Origin of the sequence: Pseudomonas putida W15Oct28 (assembly GCF_000708715.2) — a bacterium.
GTDB classification, from domain to species: domain Bacteria; phylum Pseudomonadota; class Gammaproteobacteria; order Pseudomonadales; family Pseudomonadaceae; genus Aquipseudomonas; species Aquipseudomonas putida_R.
This window is the reverse complement of sequence record NZ_JENB01000018.1, coordinates 1-14,480: the sequence shown is the minus strand read 5'-3', so window position 1 is coordinate 14,480 and position 14,480 is coordinate 1. Positions and strand designations below refer to the sequence as shown.

The following is a 14,480-nucleotide window of genomic DNA, read 5'->3' as shown; positions in this document are numbered from 1 at the left end:
ACGATGTTGTGGTGTTTGCGCGGCACCAATACTAGGTAACACCATTCAACAAGGAGCAACGTTATGCCAGTCACAGCGGTCAGCGGTTCTGCATCCGGTATCGGCGCAGCAGTTTGCCAGGCGTTACGCGCCGCCGGGCACCGCATCATCGGCATCGACCGGGCAAATGCCGAGGTGATTGCCGACCTGTCCAGCGCAAGCGGGCGCCAAGCCGCCATCAATGCGGTGCTCGAGCACAGCGGCGGGGTGCTCGACGGCCTGGTGTGCTGCGCCGGGGTTGGCTCCAGCGCGGTGTCCGATACCATCGTTTCGGTCAACTACTTTGGTGTCTGTGAGCTGCTTGACGGCCTGGCCGATGCCTTGGCCAAGGGCGACCGGCCAGCCGCTGTGGTGATCGGCTCGATTGCCGCCACCCACGTCAACCCCGATCAGCAGCCGATGATCGCGGCCATGCTCGCCGGCAACGAAGCGCTGGCGCTGGAGCACGCCAATACCTTGGGGCAGTCCCATGTCGCCTATGCCAGTTCCAAATACGCCGTAACCTGCAACGCCCGTAGCAAGGCGGTTGCCTGGGCCAAGCAGGGCATACGCCTGAATGTGGTGGCGCCTGGGGCGGTCGAGACGCCGTTGCACCAGGCGTCGCTGAACGATCCCCGCTTTGCCAAGGCGGTCCGTGAGTTTGTCGCACCGCTGGGGCGCGCCGGCAACCCCGAGGAGATTGCCCAGGTGGTGGCATTCTTGCAGTCCGCTCACGCCAGTTTCGTCCACGGCACTGTGATGTTTGTCGATGGCGGTATGGATGCCATGGTTCGTCCGGCACGTTTCTAGCCCTTGTCCACGTGAGAACAACCATGACCAAGGTGGCATTCATTACCGGAGCAAGCCGCGGTATCGGGCGTGAGACAGCATTGGCCTTTGCCCGGGCCGGGTTCGATGTGGCGATCAGTGCTCGCACCGTGGAGGAGGGCGAAAGCACCACGCATCGGCTGTGCGATGCCCAGGGCGTGCCCCTGGCGGGCAGCCTGAACAGCACGGCAGCTGCGATCCGCGCCTTGGGGCGCAAGGCGTTGGTGGTGCCTATGGACCTGCTCGACAGCGCCTCGGTATTGGCCGCAGGCCAGGCAGTTTTGGCGGCGTTCGGGCGCATCGATGTGCTGGTCAACAACGCAATCTACCAGGGCCGCGACCTCAACAGCGCCTTCATGTCGCTGCAGCCGCAGACCATGGAGCGGGTGTTCCAGGGCTATGTGCTGGCGCCGCTGTTGCTGACCCAGGCCGTGTTGCCCGGCATGCTCGAACGGGGTGCCGGGGTGGTGATAAACGTCACCTCCGGTGCCGGTGAAGGCGACCCGCCGGTGGCCGCCATCGACGGTGGTTGGGGCTATGCCTATGGTGCGGGCAAGGCGGCGGTCTCCAGGGTTTCGGGGGTGCTTGTCGCCGAACTGGGCGAGCAGGGCATCCGCGCCTTTACGCTCAACCCGGGGGTGGTCACCACCGACGCGCTGAAGGCTACCATCGGCGAGAACGGCCTGCTGGCCATGCGCATCGGCACTGCGCCTCCCCAAGTGCCAGCAGAGGTGATGGTGTGGCTGGCCACCAACGACCAGGCAGCGCGCTTTCAGCGGCGCACCATCGCGGCGCAGGCGTTTGCGCTGGAGCACGGCATCGTCGCCGACTGGCGATGAACACTGGCTGAAGAAGTACTCGTGGTGCTCACCTAGTCCATGCGGAGGATGAGCACCGGCGCCTGCTCGGTGAAGATTGACCGGGCAAGTTACCGGGGATTTCCACACGAGGAACAATAACAATGACCAAGCTCGCAGCAATCAATGTCGAAACTGCTCTGGCCCCTCGCTTTGGCCGAGGCTGGCACTGCCTGGGGGAGGCGGCCGACTACCGTGATGGCCAGCTGCACACCCTGAATATCTTCGGCACGCGCTTGCTGGCATTTGCCACGTCCAGTGGCCAGATCAGCGTCATTGATGCGCATTGCCCGCACATGGGCGCCGACCTCTCGCGCGGCACCCTGGAAAATGACCGGGTGGTATGCCCCTTCCATCACTGGCAGTACGACGCCAGCGGCAAGTGCGTTGAGATCCCGTACTGCAAGCGTATCCCGCCGAAAGCCAAGACCCCCAGCTGGCTGACCTGTGAAGAAAACAACCTGCTGTTTGTCTGGAACAACCCGGAAGGCAAGGCGCCGGCCGACGGCGTGGTGATTCCTCACCTGCCGGAACAGGACAGTGACGAATGGCTGCATGACTGGCACATGGACAAGCTGATTATCGAGACCAACCCACGCGAACTGGTCGACAACCTGGCAGATGCCCAGCACTTCGGGCCGGTTCATGGCACGCCCACCAAGTATTTCGCCAACGTCTTTGAAGGCCACATTGCCCAGCAGATTTTCCATGGCGACTCCGAGCGCCTGGGTGGTGACCTGGTGGCCGAATCGGCCTACTACGGGCCGGCCACGCACTTTACCCGGATGCGCGCGGTGTTCGAGGGCATGGAGATCCACTCGATCCTGCTCAACTGCCATGTGCCCATTACCGCCAATAGTTTTGAGCTGCGTTTTGGCTGCATGGTGAAGAAAGTGCCGGGCTGGAGCGAAGAACAGAACCGGGAAATGGCCAAGGACTACGTGATGCGAAACCGCGAATCCTTCTACCAGGACGTGGATATCTGGGCGCACAAGATTCGGGTGAACAACCCGGTTTTGGCCGAAGGCGATGGCCCGGTCTATCAACTGCGCGAATGGTACGAGCAGTTCTTCATGGACGAAGCCAGCGTGCCGTCCACCATGGCCGAGCGCCGCGAAATCATTACCGTCGGCCAGCGCTGATAGCCATTCGAGCAGGAGAGGGCAATGAACATGAGTGGCCGTAAAATACTGGCGATCATGCTGGCCGCCAGCTTCGCTTCGACGATTGGCGGCTTGCCGTTCAATACCTTGCCTATCCTGCTCGGGTCGATGGTCGACAGCCTGGGCTTTACAGTGGAACAGGTCGGCCTGCTGGGCTCGGTGTGTTTTGCCGGCTACCTGCTCGGCACGCTGCTGGCGGTGGTGCTGATCGACCGCTTGAACTGGCGGTGGTTGACCCTGGGTTGTGCGCTCGGCGCTGCGGCGGCATATGGGATGTCGTCCTGGCTGCCGGCCACGGCCCAGTTGCCGCTGTGGGCCATGGTCGGCTTTTTTGCTGCGCTGATGACCTGCCTGGGCATGCGCATCATGGGTGAAATGGCCAACAAGGAACGCGCCCTGGGCATGCGCCTGGGTATTGAACTGGGGGTGGTGGCCGCGGTGCTGTTCGCCTTGCCGTCGCTGGTGATTGCCTATTTCCACTACGCTGGCGCGGCCTTGATGCTGGCCGCGATCATTTTGCTGCTGAGCCTCAGCGCGCTGGCATTGCCCAGGCGCCAGGACTTCATTCACGAAGCGCAGCAGGCGCAAGCCGGCTCGTTGCTCTCACGCTTCAAGTTTCCGCCGGCCGCTTATGCAGCGTTGGCGTTTTTCTTCCTGTTCGGCGCCGGGCAGATCGGCCTCTGGGCGTTTCTTGAACGCTTGGGCCATGGCCTGGCGTTGCAGCCAGCGGAACTGGGTATCGTCTTCGCCGTGCTGAAACTGCTGGGCGGCGCAGCAGCGCTGGCCTTGGCCGTGGTTGGTGACCGCCTGGGCGTGCGCGCCCCCCATGTCATCGTTCTCGCGGTGCTGGGTACCGGGCTGCTGTTACTGGGCAACGCCGAAGGCTTTTTGATGTATGCCGCCGGCGCCTGGGTCTGGGAAGTGGGCTTTACCTGGGGCTGCGTCTATCAAACCGCTGCGATTGCCCGCCTGGACCGCAGCGGTCGCTCGATCATGCTGATTCCAGGGGCCTTTGCCCTGAGCTCGATGGCGGGGCCGGCCCTGGCCGGGCAACTGGTCGGTGAGGGCTTCGGCATGCTGCTGTGGCTGGCGGCTGGCTGCGCGCTGATCCCGGTGCTGGCCTTTACCTGGCTGCTGGCGCAACGCTTGCAAGCCGTGGGCACTGGCTGCGCAGTGGGTGTTCAGGCTTGATGGCTGACACCCAGCGAGGTGATGAGGCTGGTCGATAGCGCTCAAATCGCTCTAGAATTGCTTCCATTGGCCAGTCGCTCATGTGCGTAGGAAAAGAGGCAATTTATGGATCGCGAAGGCGTCGGCCTTTCAGCAGACCTGGATGCTCCCGCATCACCCCATCAGGAGTCCGCGTTTCCGACGACCGCTTTGGAGCGCTTACAGTTGGCGCTCGAAGCTGGCGCGATCATTGGCACGTGGGTGTGGGATATTCAGGTAAACCAGGTTACTGCGGATGAGCGATTCTCGCGCTCTTTCGGGCTTCCTGCAGACAAATGCATGGCAGGTATTCCGATTGAGGAAGCTTTCGCCTCGATTCACCCTGACGATCGTGATCGTGTCTCTGCCGATATCCAGGAGGCAATGAGCCGTGGGGGCGCCTACCGGTGTGAATACCGCGTCAGGCAGCATGATGGCAGCTACCGTTGGGTTGAGGCTAATGGCAGAGCCGAGCTTGACGAGGAAGGTCAGGCTGTTCGGTTCCCTGGCATTCTCATGGACATTGAGTCACGCCGGTCAGCAGAGGCTGAACGCGACAGGATGTCAGCTTTGCTTCGCACATTCACGGCTGCCGTACCGGGTGTTGTCTACGCAAAAGATCGACAGGGGCGGCTGATTGTTGCAAATGATGGTGTCACCCAACTGGTTGGCAAGCCACCAGAGCGCTACCTGGGCAAGACCGACCTGGAGTTTCTGGAAGACAAAGCGCAAGCACGCCAGATCATGGCAACCGACCAGCACATCATGCATGGCGGCAAGGCCGTTCAGATCGAAGAGCGTGTCGACATGCCGGATGGCACGGCCACCTACTGGCTGTCTGTCAAAGCGCCACTGTGCGACGAAGCAGGCGAGGTCATGGGGCTGATCGGCTCGTCCATCGATGTAACCGCGCGAAGAAAAGCCGAGTCGGAGCTGCTGGAGCTTAACCGCACCCTGGAAGCGAAGATTGAAGAAGCCGTCGCCGAGCGAGAAGCGGCGCAAGCAGCGCTACGTCAATCGCAGAAAATGGAGGCGGTCGGTCAGCTGACCGGGGGTATCGCACACGACTTCAACAATCTGCTCGCGGGCATCACGGGTAGCCTTGAGTTGATCAAGCTCCGCATGAAGCAGGGGCGCACCGCTGACGTAGAACGCTACCTGACGGTGGCACAGGGTGCGGCACAAAGGGCGGCATCCCTGACTCACCGACTGCTGGCTTTTTCTCGCCGCCAGACGCTGATGCCTGTTCATACCGATGTGAACACCCTGATCAGTGATATGGAGGAGCTGATTCGTCGGACGGTAGGGCCGGCGATCCAGCTCAAGGTAGAGCTCCAGGCTACATCCAGTACCTGCCTGGTCGATCCGGCTCAAGTCGAGAACTCACTGCTCAACCTCTGTATCAACGCTCGCGACGCATTGGACGGTGGAGGATCGATCTCCATCAAGACGTACAACGAGGCGCTGGTACAAGGAGCAGGTCTCGATCCTGAACTGGCACCCGGAACGTACTTCACGATCTGTGTCGCCGATGATGGTGTGGGCATGAGCACCGACACGCTAACGCGCGCATTCGAGCCTTTCTTCACGACCAAACCTGTGGGAGCGGGGACAGGGCTCGGCCTGTCCATGATCTATGGTTTCGCCAAACAGTCGGGCGGGCAGGTTCGGATCGAGTCAGAAGAGGGCCGTGGCGCCCGGGTATATCTGCAGCTACCCAGCCATAAGGTTGAGGTTGATGCTGCAGTTCGTACCGAGTCGTTGCCTGAATCACAACATACCTCCTCAGGCGAAACGGTGCTGGTCGTCGATGATGAACCCTCTGTCCGCATGTTTGTGAGTGAGTCGCTGGGTAGCTGCGGATACACCGTCATTGAGGCGACCGATAGCCTTGCTGGCCTTCAGTTACTCCGCTCGGATACCCGCATCGATCTGCTGGTCACAGACATTGGTCTTCCAGGAGGGATCGACGGCAGGCAGATGGCCGATACTGGCCGCAGCTCCCGGCCTGGTCTTCCGGTCTTGTTCATGACCGGGTATGCGCAACCCCATATATTGGAAAACGCCCCACTGGAGCCCAATACGGCTGTGCTGACGAAACCCTTCACACTCGAAGCGTTGACGCTGAACGTCAAAACTTTGCTCCTGAATAATGCATGAGCTGCGCAAGTACCGTATTCCAAGGGTAGGCGCACACTTCAAAGGAACTGAACGTTATGAATCCCTACCTGCAAGAAGTCGTTGACCTGCATGTATTGATAGAAGCGCTTTTCGCCAGGGGGGAGGGCGCGGTTGAGTCGATGGTCGAGCGCTTCCATCCGGAGTTCTCCATGGTTACGCCTAATGGTCTGCAGGTAAGCCTGAAGGACGTAGCTACCCTGTTCGCTCAACGTGCAGGTAGCCAGCCAGGGCTGGCCATTGAGCTTATCGGGCTGGAATCATTGGCGCAGTGGCCGGAGGGGGCGTTGATCCGCTATCAAGAAACACATCGGTTACCCGGACAAAGCGCCAAGACACGGATCTCGACTGCACTGTTCAGTGTTCAGGGCGGGCGGATCTTGTGGCGTCATTTGCACGAAACATGGGCAGCGTGACCATCACCTGACGGCACTGCTCAAGCCCGGCTGTGTTTCCGGCGGCGAGCGGCCCCTTTGGAGCGGGGCGTCAAGATGGCCAAGGCAACCGCCACGATGAAGAGTGCCGGCACGTCACCTGCCAAGTGCCCCATTTGCTCCGGCTGGGTTACCGCCTGGACAGCCATGATTGCTCCATGAACGGCGCTGGACCACACGGCGAACCAGATCAGGCTCAGATTGGCCAATGGATCACGTGCAGCCAGCAGCAAGAACACGCCAAGTGTGGCGTAGATGCCAACGATCATCATCGGGTAGTCCGAGTGACCGACGTGCCAGGCCCAACCGGACGGCCAGGACAACATAAGTGGGTAGAGCGCGAGGCACGCCAGACCAGCCAAAACCAGTACGACGCGCAAGTATTTGAGGCGATCGACTACGGTCATGGCGGACTCCTCATTGCACTGTTTGTTTTGCGCCGGTGAGGTGTGGGCTTTAGCTGGCCTCTGAATTGCTGCCCGCAGCCGCCCGATTGGTCTCAATCTCATCCAGAAGCTCGGCGTTGTCTTCCGCCCACTCATAGAGCGCCATCAGCGGCTGTACAAATCGCTGCCCCACGTCGGTTAGTGAATACTCGACCATGGGGGGCACCACCTGGTGCACCTTGCGCGCGATCAACCCATCACTCTCCAGCTCGCGAAGCGTCTGGGTAAGCATCTTCTTTGAAATACCCGGCATCGAGCGCTGAAGCTGGCCTGTTCGCATCGAACCGAAACTCAGCACGTAAATCACCATGGACGACCATTTTGGGGCCAAGAGCGCGTGAATTCTGCGAGGCGGGCATTGTTCACAGACCACCAGGGGCGTTCCCGGATCGCGAACAGTGGGTTCAGTCATGGTTACCATTGGGTGCCTACGTTCCAAAAAAGTGCCTAATCGACAGATGATACCTAAACCCTAATCCCTGAATTGCACACTGTAAACAACCTCTAAGGAGACCAGAATGAGCAGCCAGTACACGATGCGAGCCTTGGTGCTAGACGACTACGCTACCGGGACATTGGTGGAGAAAACGGTAGAGCGCCCCTCGCCGCGGGCGGGCGAGGTACTTGTGCGGATTGTAGCCAGCGGTGTTAACCCAATCGACAACATGATTCGTCAGGGGCTTGCACCGTATGCCATGCCGGAGCTGCCCGCGATTCTCGGTACCGACCTTGCAGGCGTCGTTGTTGAAACCGGGCCTGACGTGACGGCCTTCAACGTGGGGGATGAGGTTTACGGACTCACGGGAGGCGTTCGGGGGCTGCAGGGCTCGCTGGCCGAATATGCTGCAGTCGACACGGCACTTCTGGCATTGAAGCCGAAGAATCTCACCATGCGCGAAGCCGCGGCAATTCCTCTGGTATTTTTGACTGCCTGGGAAGGCATGGTAGACAGAGCCGCAGTCCAGGCCGGCCAGCGTGTCCTGGTGCAAGGTGGCGCTGGTGGAGTCGGCCATGTAGCAATCCAGATTGCCGCAGCACACGGCGCTGACGTGTACGCGACAGCCTCCGCCGGCAAACAAGAGATCGTGGCGTCTTTTGGCGCTACGCCTATTGATTACAACGCCAAAACTGTCGACGAGTACGTTGCGGATTTCACTGAAGGCAAAGGGTTCGACATCGTTTATGACACCGTTGGCGGGCAGAGCCTGGACGACTCCCTTGTTGCTGCCAAGCCCTATGGCCATGTCGCCAGTTGTTTTGCCTTCGCCTCCCACAATCTGGCCCCTGGCTCACTGCGCTGCGTGACGCTGTCAGGCATATTCGTCCTGTTGCCAATGCTTAGCGGGGAAGGGCGTGCGCATCATGGTCAAATCCTGCAGCATGCAACGCGGCTCGCAGAGGAAGGCAAGCTCAGACCGCTGATGGATCCTCACCGGTTTGGGTTGGCGCAAGCTCAAGCTGCACAGGTTTTGCAGGGTTCCGGTAAGGCTGTGGGCAAGGTCGTCATCGATATCGAGTAACGAAGCGTTCACGCTGAACGTTAAACCTGGGCAGCGTGGTTCACGCCCGGCTGTCTAGCGCGGTCTGAGTCAGGGTGTGCTTTGGCTTGAGGCGTTCAAACAGATCGGGGTCTGACCACTGAGTGCTAATGGCAGAAGAGAACTCGACAAGGTCGAGGTCGATCATGCCCATGCGTGGATTCACGACGTCTTCGCGAAAGCACTGTGCATAGCCCGTTTCGGTTTCGTGAACGATGACAGAGTGAAGTTGCACGTCGGACTCGCCATTGCTCATATCTGTGTTTTGCAACGCGGCATCCACCAAGCGGAAGATCAATCTGGAGAATTGCTCCGCGCTCGGGGAGACGGGAATCAAAACCCACCGTTCGGAGTGCTTGCGAATAGAAGCAATGTATTCGGGATTATCCCTTGACCAGAGTGCGACGGAGTGGTCAAAGGCGTCGATCAGCTCGCGAACATCCCCTTTCAGCAACCCGAAGTCGTACACCATTTGCCCGTGATCCAGGGCGTCTGCGTGCAAAAGCAGTTCGACTTTATACGAGTGCCCGTGGATTGAGTGAGAGCATCGGCGGGTGCTGCAACCGCGCACAATGTGTGCATTTTCGAATTTGAAAAGCTTACGGATCAGCATGAACCACCTTCTTTTTTATTGCCTTTCTGCGGTACCGGGTCAAATCCGCCGGGGTGTAACGGGTGGCAACGCAATAGCCGTCGCAGCGTCAACCAGCTGCCCAGCAATGCGCCATGAGTGCGCAGTGCTTCGATCGAGTATTGGGAGCAAGAGGGGTGAAATCGGCAACGACTGCCGATCACCGGGCTGATGAACAGCTGATAGCCGCGCACCAATGCAATCAAAATCAAAATCGGCCACTGCCTCATATCACTCTCCTTGCCGACGGTCGCAACTTGGAACCTTCTGGGGTGTTTTCGATGCGGAAGCCTGCAGCCAGTAACTCATCACGCAAGGCGTCTGCTTTGGCAAAATCGCTAGCACTGCGCGCAGTGTCCCTTGCGAGTAGTAACGACTCGAGATACTGGCGATGACGCAAAGGGTATTGCGCTGGCGCTGAAGGCGCTGCCAATGCAGCGAGTGCCGCATCAGGTGGCTGTTGCAACAGCCCAAGCAAGCGGAGTGGAGGTGAATTGTCGACGTCATATGCTGATGCCTTCGATGTGTCACTGCACTCATTTTGTATATCCACGGGTTTCCGGCCCTCCCAAAAGCGGGGGCGTCTTTCAATTCAGATCCAGCCTGGAAGAGGTTTTCTACTTCATCCAGCTTTTCAGGCCCTAGGCCGTCTCTTCGTCTGTTAGCAGGTAGGCGTCAAAGCGATCACGCTGGTCATTGCCTTCGTGAAGCCATGTTATAACGTAACATTGTAGAGAGCGCCACAACACCCTCTTGGTGGGGCGCAAGCGTGCGGAGCGGATAGGGCGGGTGGCATCAGATCATCTGCCCGGTGAGCTGAGACAACTCAGGGTGTAAAGGTGTATGGACAGACGGAGCTTGTTGAAATTTTTGCTAGCCGGTCTAGCGCTGCCGGCATCATTTGCTGCGCGCGCATCGAGTGCTGTTGTGCTGCGAGTGAGCGTTGTTCGTGCGGCGGGGTCTACGAAGTTGTTGTTCGATCTGAGTGGCCCGGTGGTCGCCAACAGCTTTGCCTTGGAGTCGCCACCGAGGGTGGTGCTTGATCTGCACCAGGCTGAGCTTGATGCATCACTGGATGGCCTGGCGTTGGCTGGTACGCCCGTTCACGCGATTCGCAGTGGAAAAACACCAACGGGTGATTTGCGTATCGTCGTGGATTTGACGCAGTCGGGTGTACGGGGTGAGCTGCTGGCTGCGTCGCAGGGTAATCACAAGCTCGAGTTGCTACTGACGGGCCTGGCTAACCAGGCTGCCGCGTCGGCTGGAGTGGCCGGGGCTGTCAGGGACCGGCCAGCGGGGAAGTCCAACCGTGATCTGTTGGTAGTGATCGATGCGGGGCATGGAGGAAAAGACCCTGGGGCCGTGGGGGCCAAAGGGGAGCGAGAGAAAATTGTTGCCCTGCAGATTGCGTTGCTACTGGCCAGGCGCATAGATGCCCAGAAGGGGTATAAGGCTCGCCTGGTGCGTACCGGTGATGTGTTCATTCCATTGCGCAAGCGTGCAGAAGTGGCTCAGCGGTTGAATGCTGACCTCTTCATCTCCGTGCAAGCAGACGCTGCGCCCAGGCTGACTGCTTCGGGCGCGTCGGTTTTTGCACTCTCCCAAGGAGGGGCAAGCTCGTCGATGGCCCGCTGGATGGCTGCCAGGGAAAATGGCGCAGACTCGGTCGGCGGTGGTTTGGACGTCAAGCTGCGCAAGAATGATCCCATGGTGGCCGGGGTTCTTCTGGACATGTCAATGAATGCCACCATTTCCACCAGCCTGGACTTGGGGCACCAGGTGCTCGCGCAACTTGGAGGGGTGTCGAGACTGCATCAATCCAAAGTGGAGCAGGCAGGTTTTGCGGTACTGAAGTCCGCGGCAGTGCCTTCAATTTTGGTGGAGACGGGCTTCATCTCTAATCTCAATGATTGCCGGCGGCTTCATGATGTACGCCATCAGCGCAAAATCGCTGATGCGATCTTCACGGGGGTAGAGGGTTACTTCCGTCAGCAGCCACCTGCGGGCAGCCTGATCGCAGCCATGGCGAACACTGAATCCGCTTGAGCATGAAACCCTTGTGACGCATTGCCAAGCTAGGGGTGTCACAAGGGCTTGTCACCGCAGCCGGGAAATCTCAGCCCCGCTTCAATTGCTCTGCGGCCTCAAGCGCGAAGTAGGTCAGAATGCCACAGCAGCCCGCGCGCTTGAATGCCATCAGCGACTCGAGGATGACCTTGTGTGGATCAAGCCATCCGTTATTGATCGCGCCCTTGATCATCGAGTATTCACCGCTGACCTGGTAGGCAAATGTGGGCACTGCAAACGTCGACTTCACACGCTGGATGATGTCGAGGTATGGCATGCCTGGCTTGACCATGATCATGTCAGCGCCTTCCTGAAGGTCCAGTGCGACTTCCCGTAGGGCCTCATCGCTGTTGGCTGGGTCCATCTGATAGGTTTGCTTGTCGCCTTTGAGTGCGCGTGAAGACCCTAGCGCATCGCGGAAGGGGCCGTAGAAGCCCGAAGCGTATTTGGCCGCGTACGACATGAGCCGGACATCGGTCAGGCCTGCCGAATCGAGGGCTTTCCTGAGCGCCCCGATTCGCCCATCCATCATGTCTGAAGGCGCAAGGGTGTCGATGCCGGCCTGCGCCTGGACAACTGCCTGCTTAGCCAGCATTTCGAGGCTCTCGTCATTTACGATTTGGCCGTTACGCATCAGCCCATCGTGCCCATGGTCTGTGTAGGGGTCGAGCGCGACATCGCCTATGAGCCCCAGGGCGGGGTATGTCGATTTCAATAACCTGGCGGCCCTGCATACCAGATTGTCCGCATTGATCGCTTCACTCCCTTGGCTGTCCTTCCGATCGGGCGCAGTGGCAGGGAAGAGTGCAATTGCGGGTATGCCAAGGTCTACGGCACGCCCTGCATGGTCGATCAGCTCGTTCAGACTGACCCGTGCCTGACCTGGCATGGCGCTGATCAGCTCGCTACCTCCCGAGCCTTCTTTAAGAAAAATCGGCCAAATCAAGTCATCAGCGGATAAGGTGTTTTCGGCGACAAGGCGGCGCGTCCAGTCGTCGGCGCGATTACGGCGCAGACGAACTGCTGGGTAGCTTCCTAGGCTTGAAAATAGGTTCATGGGGCTCTCGATTGTAGAGGCAGGCGTCGCCGATTGCATGATACGTTATAGTATATCTCTGCTTCCAAGGTAGTAAATCATGTTTCTTAAGCTCGAGCAGGCTGAGGCGGGATCGCGCTTCCCTCTAGATGACGTGCTGGCACAGATTCCCTGGAGTCCCCAAGGGCTGGTGGCCGCCGTTGCCGTGCAGCACGACAGTGGCGAAGTGTTGATGCTGGCGTGGATGAATCAGGAGGCGCTCGTCGAGACCTTGCAGACCCGGCAGGCCTGTTACTGGTCGCGCTCAAGAGGAGGGCTTTGGCGAAAAGGTGAAACGTCAGGGAATGTTCAGCATGTTAAAGAGGTCCGTTTGGACTGTGATGGAGATGCGCTGCTCGTTTTAGTCGATCAGGTGGGGGGTGCCTGTCATACCGGGCGCCGCAGTTGTTTCTACAACGTCATTGACGGCGACCAGGTCGTGGTGAGCAGCAACCCAAAAGGCGTGCAACGTCCTGATCCGCTGTGGACGGATCGAAAAGATTGGTAGCAACCATCGCCAGTGAGTCTCTAGCAGTGGTTGAGGGAGGCATCACAAGCTTCATGGACATGGCCAATACCAAAAAGGGTTTTGTGGAGAAGCGAGCGGGGCTTGGTGGTAAAGAACCGCAAGGGTGCTACCGGCGCACTATGCTATTCAACAAGTAGGCGATGTCAGATGCTCACAGGCCGCTCGCAAGCCCTCTGTATTTACCCCAATGGGCTCAATGTGAATTCGTTTGTTCATCGGTTCATGTTCATGGGCTGGGTTTCTGCTCGCTTGGTCGATCAGACCTTTAGCAGCTATACGGCCTTGGTCGATTACTTGTGGGCACAACCCATTCTTCACGGCAAGGGTGGTTGAACGTTCTGATTGACGAGGCCCGTGCCAACCAAGACTGCTAAAATCAAGACCCGAATGTACCTAGTGAGAGTAATGATCACAGGATCTAGGTTCTTCAGGAACGACCCGCATCAGCGATACTGGTTACGACACTTCATAAATTGGAGAGATCCATTGTCCGAATCTTCACCTCGTCAGTTTCGAGGCGCAGAAAGTCTTGCGGCGGAAGAATGTTCCCGCGCGGCTGTGCGGCCATTTCTGGAAGCCTGCGGCTTCGAGGTGTCCAGCGCTCGCCTGATCACTACTGGCGCGGCATCCCAGCAAATTGTGACTTTCCGCACCTCAGATGGCCATGAAGCCACAGCGCGGGTGCGCCTGTGCTGGCGCCGTGATGGTCGGAACCGGAATGAGCAAAAGTACTCTGCTGCTCAATTGACTGCCCACCTTCGTCCTGGGGGCTGGGACGCAACATTGCAGCATGTGGTGGGTAGAGACCTCGCTCAAGGGATCACCCACAATCTGCTATTTCAGCGTGAAGGCGAGGCCGTGGTGTATGCCGCCTTGATCCCGATTGGCGCTTTGCATCAGATCTGGAATCGGCAGCGGGAGGTGAGCGATGAGCTTCTAAGCAGGGGGCTGAAAGGACGCATCACGAAGAACCACGCCCAGAACGGAACAAGCCCAACCCTGTGGCTTCAGGATGATCGGTTGCCGGATACCCACCAGGTTGCTGATGTTTTATGGCAGTGGCCGGGGGTTGTCGATCTCGCCAGACTGGTCGGATCACATCCGAAATCGCCTGCCCTGGACGACACCTATGACGATTGCCCGATGCCAGACTATTCGGCGTTAGGACGTGACGTAGGGGAGAGGGTGAGTACCCTTCGGTCTCACGTGAAGCGCGATCCTAAGGTTCGGCTGGCGGTGCTGGAACGAGCTCAGTATCGGTGTGAAAGATGCACCGAAAGTCGATCATTCCCTGGCTTCTTGGACGTACACCACGTGCTAGGTGCCGAAGTGTCGGATCGATTCTACAACTGCGTAGCGCTATGCCCGAATTGCCATCGAGAAGCGCACTATGAATCGCCCCTGGTTTCGTAGACACCTCCAAGCCTCATAATGAGGCCCAAATAGGAGGTGCCATGAGTCGTCAGCGTTACCCTGAAGAATTCAAGATCGAAGCGGTCAAGCAAGT

16 protein-coding genes are annotated in these 14,480 nt (G+C 59.0%); 10 read left to right on the top strand and 6 right to left on the bottom strand.

Going from position 1 to position 14,480, the window contains the following annotated elements; genetic code table 11:
- Positions 1–63: 63 nt before the first annotated feature.
- The 6 genes from AK81_RS14510 to AK81_RS14485 all read left to right on the top strand — a co-directional run bounded on the left by AK81_RS14510 (position 64) and on the right by AK81_RS14485 (position 6,669).
- Entirely contained in the window at positions 64–828 is a 765-nt protein-coding gene (locus tag AK81_RS14510) for an SDR family oxidoreductase (protein WP_043199962.1), read from the top strand.
- Positions 829–851: 23 nt separating this feature from the next.
- Positions 852–1,685: an SDR family NAD(P)-dependent oxidoreductase gene (locus tag AK81_RS14505; RefSeq protein ID WP_043199960.1), complete on the top strand. Its 834-nt coding sequence runs from the start codon at positions 852–854 to the stop codon at positions 1,683–1,685.
- Between the two features lie 122 nt (positions 1,686–1,807).
- A complete protein-coding gene (locus AK81_RS14500) occupies positions 1,808–2,845 on the top strand; it encodes a Rieske 2Fe-2S domain-containing protein (protein ID WP_043199958.1) in 1,038 nt (345 codons plus the stop codon).
- A 24-nt stretch (positions 2,846–2,869) separates the two neighbouring features.
- On the top strand, positions 2,870–4,057 hold the full coding sequence (locus AK81_RS14495; protein ID WP_043199957.1) for an MFS transporter: 1,188 nt from the start codon (positions 2,870–2,872) through the stop codon (positions 4,055–4,057).
- 105 nt (positions 4,058–4,162) lie between these two features.
- Entirely contained in the window at positions 4,163–6,235 is a 2,073-nt protein-coding gene (locus AK81_RS14490; RefSeq protein ID WP_043199955.1) for a hybrid sensor histidine kinase/response regulator, read from the top strand.
- A gap of 56 nt (positions 6,236–6,291) precedes the next feature.
- On the top strand, positions 6,292–6,669 hold the full coding sequence (locus AK81_RS14485; protein WP_043199953.1) for a hypothetical protein: 378 nt from the start codon (positions 6,292–6,294) through the stop codon (positions 6,667–6,669).
- A gap of 20 nt (positions 6,670–6,689) precedes the next feature.
- Here the strand turns inward: AK81_RS14485 and AK81_RS14480 are convergent, their stop codons facing one another.
- The gene (locus AK81_RS14480; protein ID WP_043199952.1) at positions 6,690–7,094 is read right to left on the bottom strand and encodes a DUF6632 domain-containing protein; all 405 of its coding nucleotides are present in this window, start codon (positions 7,092–7,094) and stop codon (positions 6,690–6,692) included.
- A gap of 49 nt (positions 7,095–7,143) precedes the next feature.
- Positions 7,144–7,545 (bottom strand): winged helix-turn-helix transcriptional regulator, encoded by a 402-nt coding sequence (locus tag AK81_RS14475; RefSeq protein WP_043200072.1) that lies wholly within the window; start codon positions 7,543–7,545, stop codon positions 7,144–7,146.
- Between the two features lie 106 nt (positions 7,546–7,651).
- Here AK81_RS14475 and AK81_RS14470 point away from each other — a divergent pair, with 106 nt between their 5' ends.
- A complete protein-coding gene (locus AK81_RS14470) occupies positions 7,652–8,653 on the top strand; it encodes a zinc-dependent alcohol dehydrogenase family protein (RefSeq protein WP_043199951.1) in 1,002 nt (333 codons plus the stop codon).
- Between the two features lie 40 nt (positions 8,654–8,693).
- Here AK81_RS14470 and AK81_RS14465 read toward each other — a convergent pair whose 3' ends face one another.
- The 3 genes from AK81_RS14465 to AK81_RS30790 are packed head-to-tail and all read right to left on the bottom strand — an operon-like array spanning position 8,694 to position 9,855.
- On the bottom strand, positions 8,694–9,284 hold the full coding sequence (locus tag AK81_RS14465; RefSeq protein ID WP_043199950.1) for a 6-pyruvoyl trahydropterin synthase family protein: 591 nt from the start codon (positions 9,282–9,284) through the stop codon (positions 8,694–8,696).
- The gene (gene yidD / locus AK81_RS28315) at positions 9,278–9,532 is read right to left on the bottom strand and encodes a membrane protein insertion efficiency factor YidD (protein ID WP_081042072.1); all 255 of its coding nucleotides are present in this window, start codon (positions 9,530–9,532) and stop codon (positions 9,278–9,280) included. The genes AK81_RS14465 and yidD overlap by 7 nt, the downstream gene beginning before the upstream one ends.
- Positions 9,529–9,855, bottom strand: a complete 327-nt coding sequence (locus AK81_RS30790; protein WP_430298229.1) for a CysS/YqeB C-terminal domain-containing protein — start codon at positions 9,853–9,855, stop codon at positions 9,529–9,531. Before AK81_RS30790 ends, yidD begins: the two co-directional genes overlap by 4 nt.
- A 290-nt stretch (positions 9,856–10,145) precedes the next feature.
- Between AK81_RS30790 and AK81_RS14460 the strand changes: the two genes are divergently transcribed.
- The gene (locus tag AK81_RS14460; protein WP_043199949.1) at positions 10,146–11,348 is read left to right on the top strand and encodes an N-acetylmuramoyl-L-alanine amidase; all 1,203 of its coding nucleotides are present in this window, start codon (positions 10,146–10,148) and stop codon (positions 11,346–11,348) included.
- Between the two features lie 70 nt (positions 11,349–11,418).
- Here AK81_RS14460 and hemB read toward each other — a convergent pair whose 3' ends face one another.
- Positions 11,419–12,426, bottom strand: a complete 1,008-nt coding sequence (gene hemB, locus AK81_RS14455; protein WP_043199948.1) for a porphobilinogen synthase — start codon at positions 12,424–12,426, stop codon at positions 11,419–11,421.
- Between the two features lie 79 nt (positions 12,427–12,505).
- On the opposite strand from hemB, the gene hisI reads away from it, so the two are divergent.
- Together hisI and AK81_RS30675 are read left to right on the top strand one after the other, a co-directional pair.
- A complete protein-coding gene (hisI, locus tag AK81_RS14450) occupies positions 12,506–12,952 on the top strand; it encodes a phosphoribosyl-AMP cyclohydrolase (RefSeq protein ID WP_043199946.1) in 447 nt (148 codons plus the stop codon).
- A 408-nt stretch (positions 12,953–13,360) separates the two neighbouring features.
- The gene (locus tag AK81_RS30675; protein ID WP_343226799.1) at positions 13,361–14,386 is read left to right on the top strand and encodes an HNH endonuclease; all 1,026 of its coding nucleotides are present in this window, start codon (positions 13,361–13,363) and stop codon (positions 14,384–14,386) included.
- The last annotated feature ends 94 nt before the right edge of the window (positions 14,387–14,480 follow it).

Coding starts and splice junctions, on each gene's coding strand:
- AK81_RS14510 (WP_043199962.1), top strand. CDS start 64: ATGCCAGTCACAGCGGTCAGCGGTTCTGCATCCGGTATCGGCGCAGCA.
- AK81_RS14505 (WP_043199960.1), top strand. CDS start 852: ATGACCAAGGTGGCATTCATTACCGGAGCAAGCCGCGGTATCGGGCGT.
- AK81_RS14500 (WP_043199958.1), top strand. CDS start 1,808: ATGACCAAGCTCGCAGCAATCAATGTCGAAACTGCTCTGGCCCCTCGC.
- AK81_RS14495 (WP_043199957.1), top strand. CDS start 2,870: ATGAACATGAGTGGCCGTAAAATACTGGCGATCATGCTGGCCGCCAGC.
- AK81_RS14490 (WP_043199955.1), top strand. CDS start 4,163: ATGGATCGCGAAGGCGTCGGCCTTTCAGCAGACCTGGATGCTCCCGCA.
- AK81_RS14485 (WP_043199953.1), top strand. CDS start 6,292: ATGAATCCCTACCTGCAAGAAGTCGTTGACCTGCATGTATTGATAGAA.
- AK81_RS14480 (WP_043199952.1), bottom strand. CDS start 7,094: ATGACCGTAGTCGATCGCCTCAAATACTTGCGCGTCGTACTGGTTTTG.
- AK81_RS14475 (WP_043200072.1), bottom strand. CDS start 7,545: ATGACTGAACCCACTGTTCGCGATCCGGGAACGCCCCTGGTGGTCTGT.
- AK81_RS14470 (WP_043199951.1), top strand. CDS start 7,652: ATGAGCAGCCAGTACACGATGCGAGCCTTGGTGCTAGACGACTACGCT.
- AK81_RS14465 (WP_043199950.1), bottom strand. CDS start 9,284: ATGCTGATCCGTAAGCTTTTCAAATTCGAAAATGCACACATTGTGCGC.
- yidD (WP_081042072.1), bottom strand. CDS start 9,532: ATGAGGCAGTGGCCGATTTTGATTTTGATTGCATTGGTGCGCGGCTAT.
- AK81_RS14460 (WP_043199949.1), top strand. CDS start 10,146: ATGGACAGACGGAGCTTGTTGAAATTTTTGCTAGCCGGTCTAGCGCTG.
- hemB (WP_043199948.1), bottom strand. CDS start 12,426: ATGAACCTATTTTCAAGCCTAGGAAGCTACCCAGCAGTTCGTCTGCGC.
- hisI (WP_043199946.1), top strand. CDS start 12,506: ATGTTTCTTAAGCTCGAGCAGGCTGAGGCGGGATCGCGCTTCCCTCTA.
- AK81_RS30675 (WP_343226799.1), top strand. CDS start 13,361: ATGTACCTAGTGAGAGTAATGATCACAGGATCTAGGTTCTTCAGGAAC.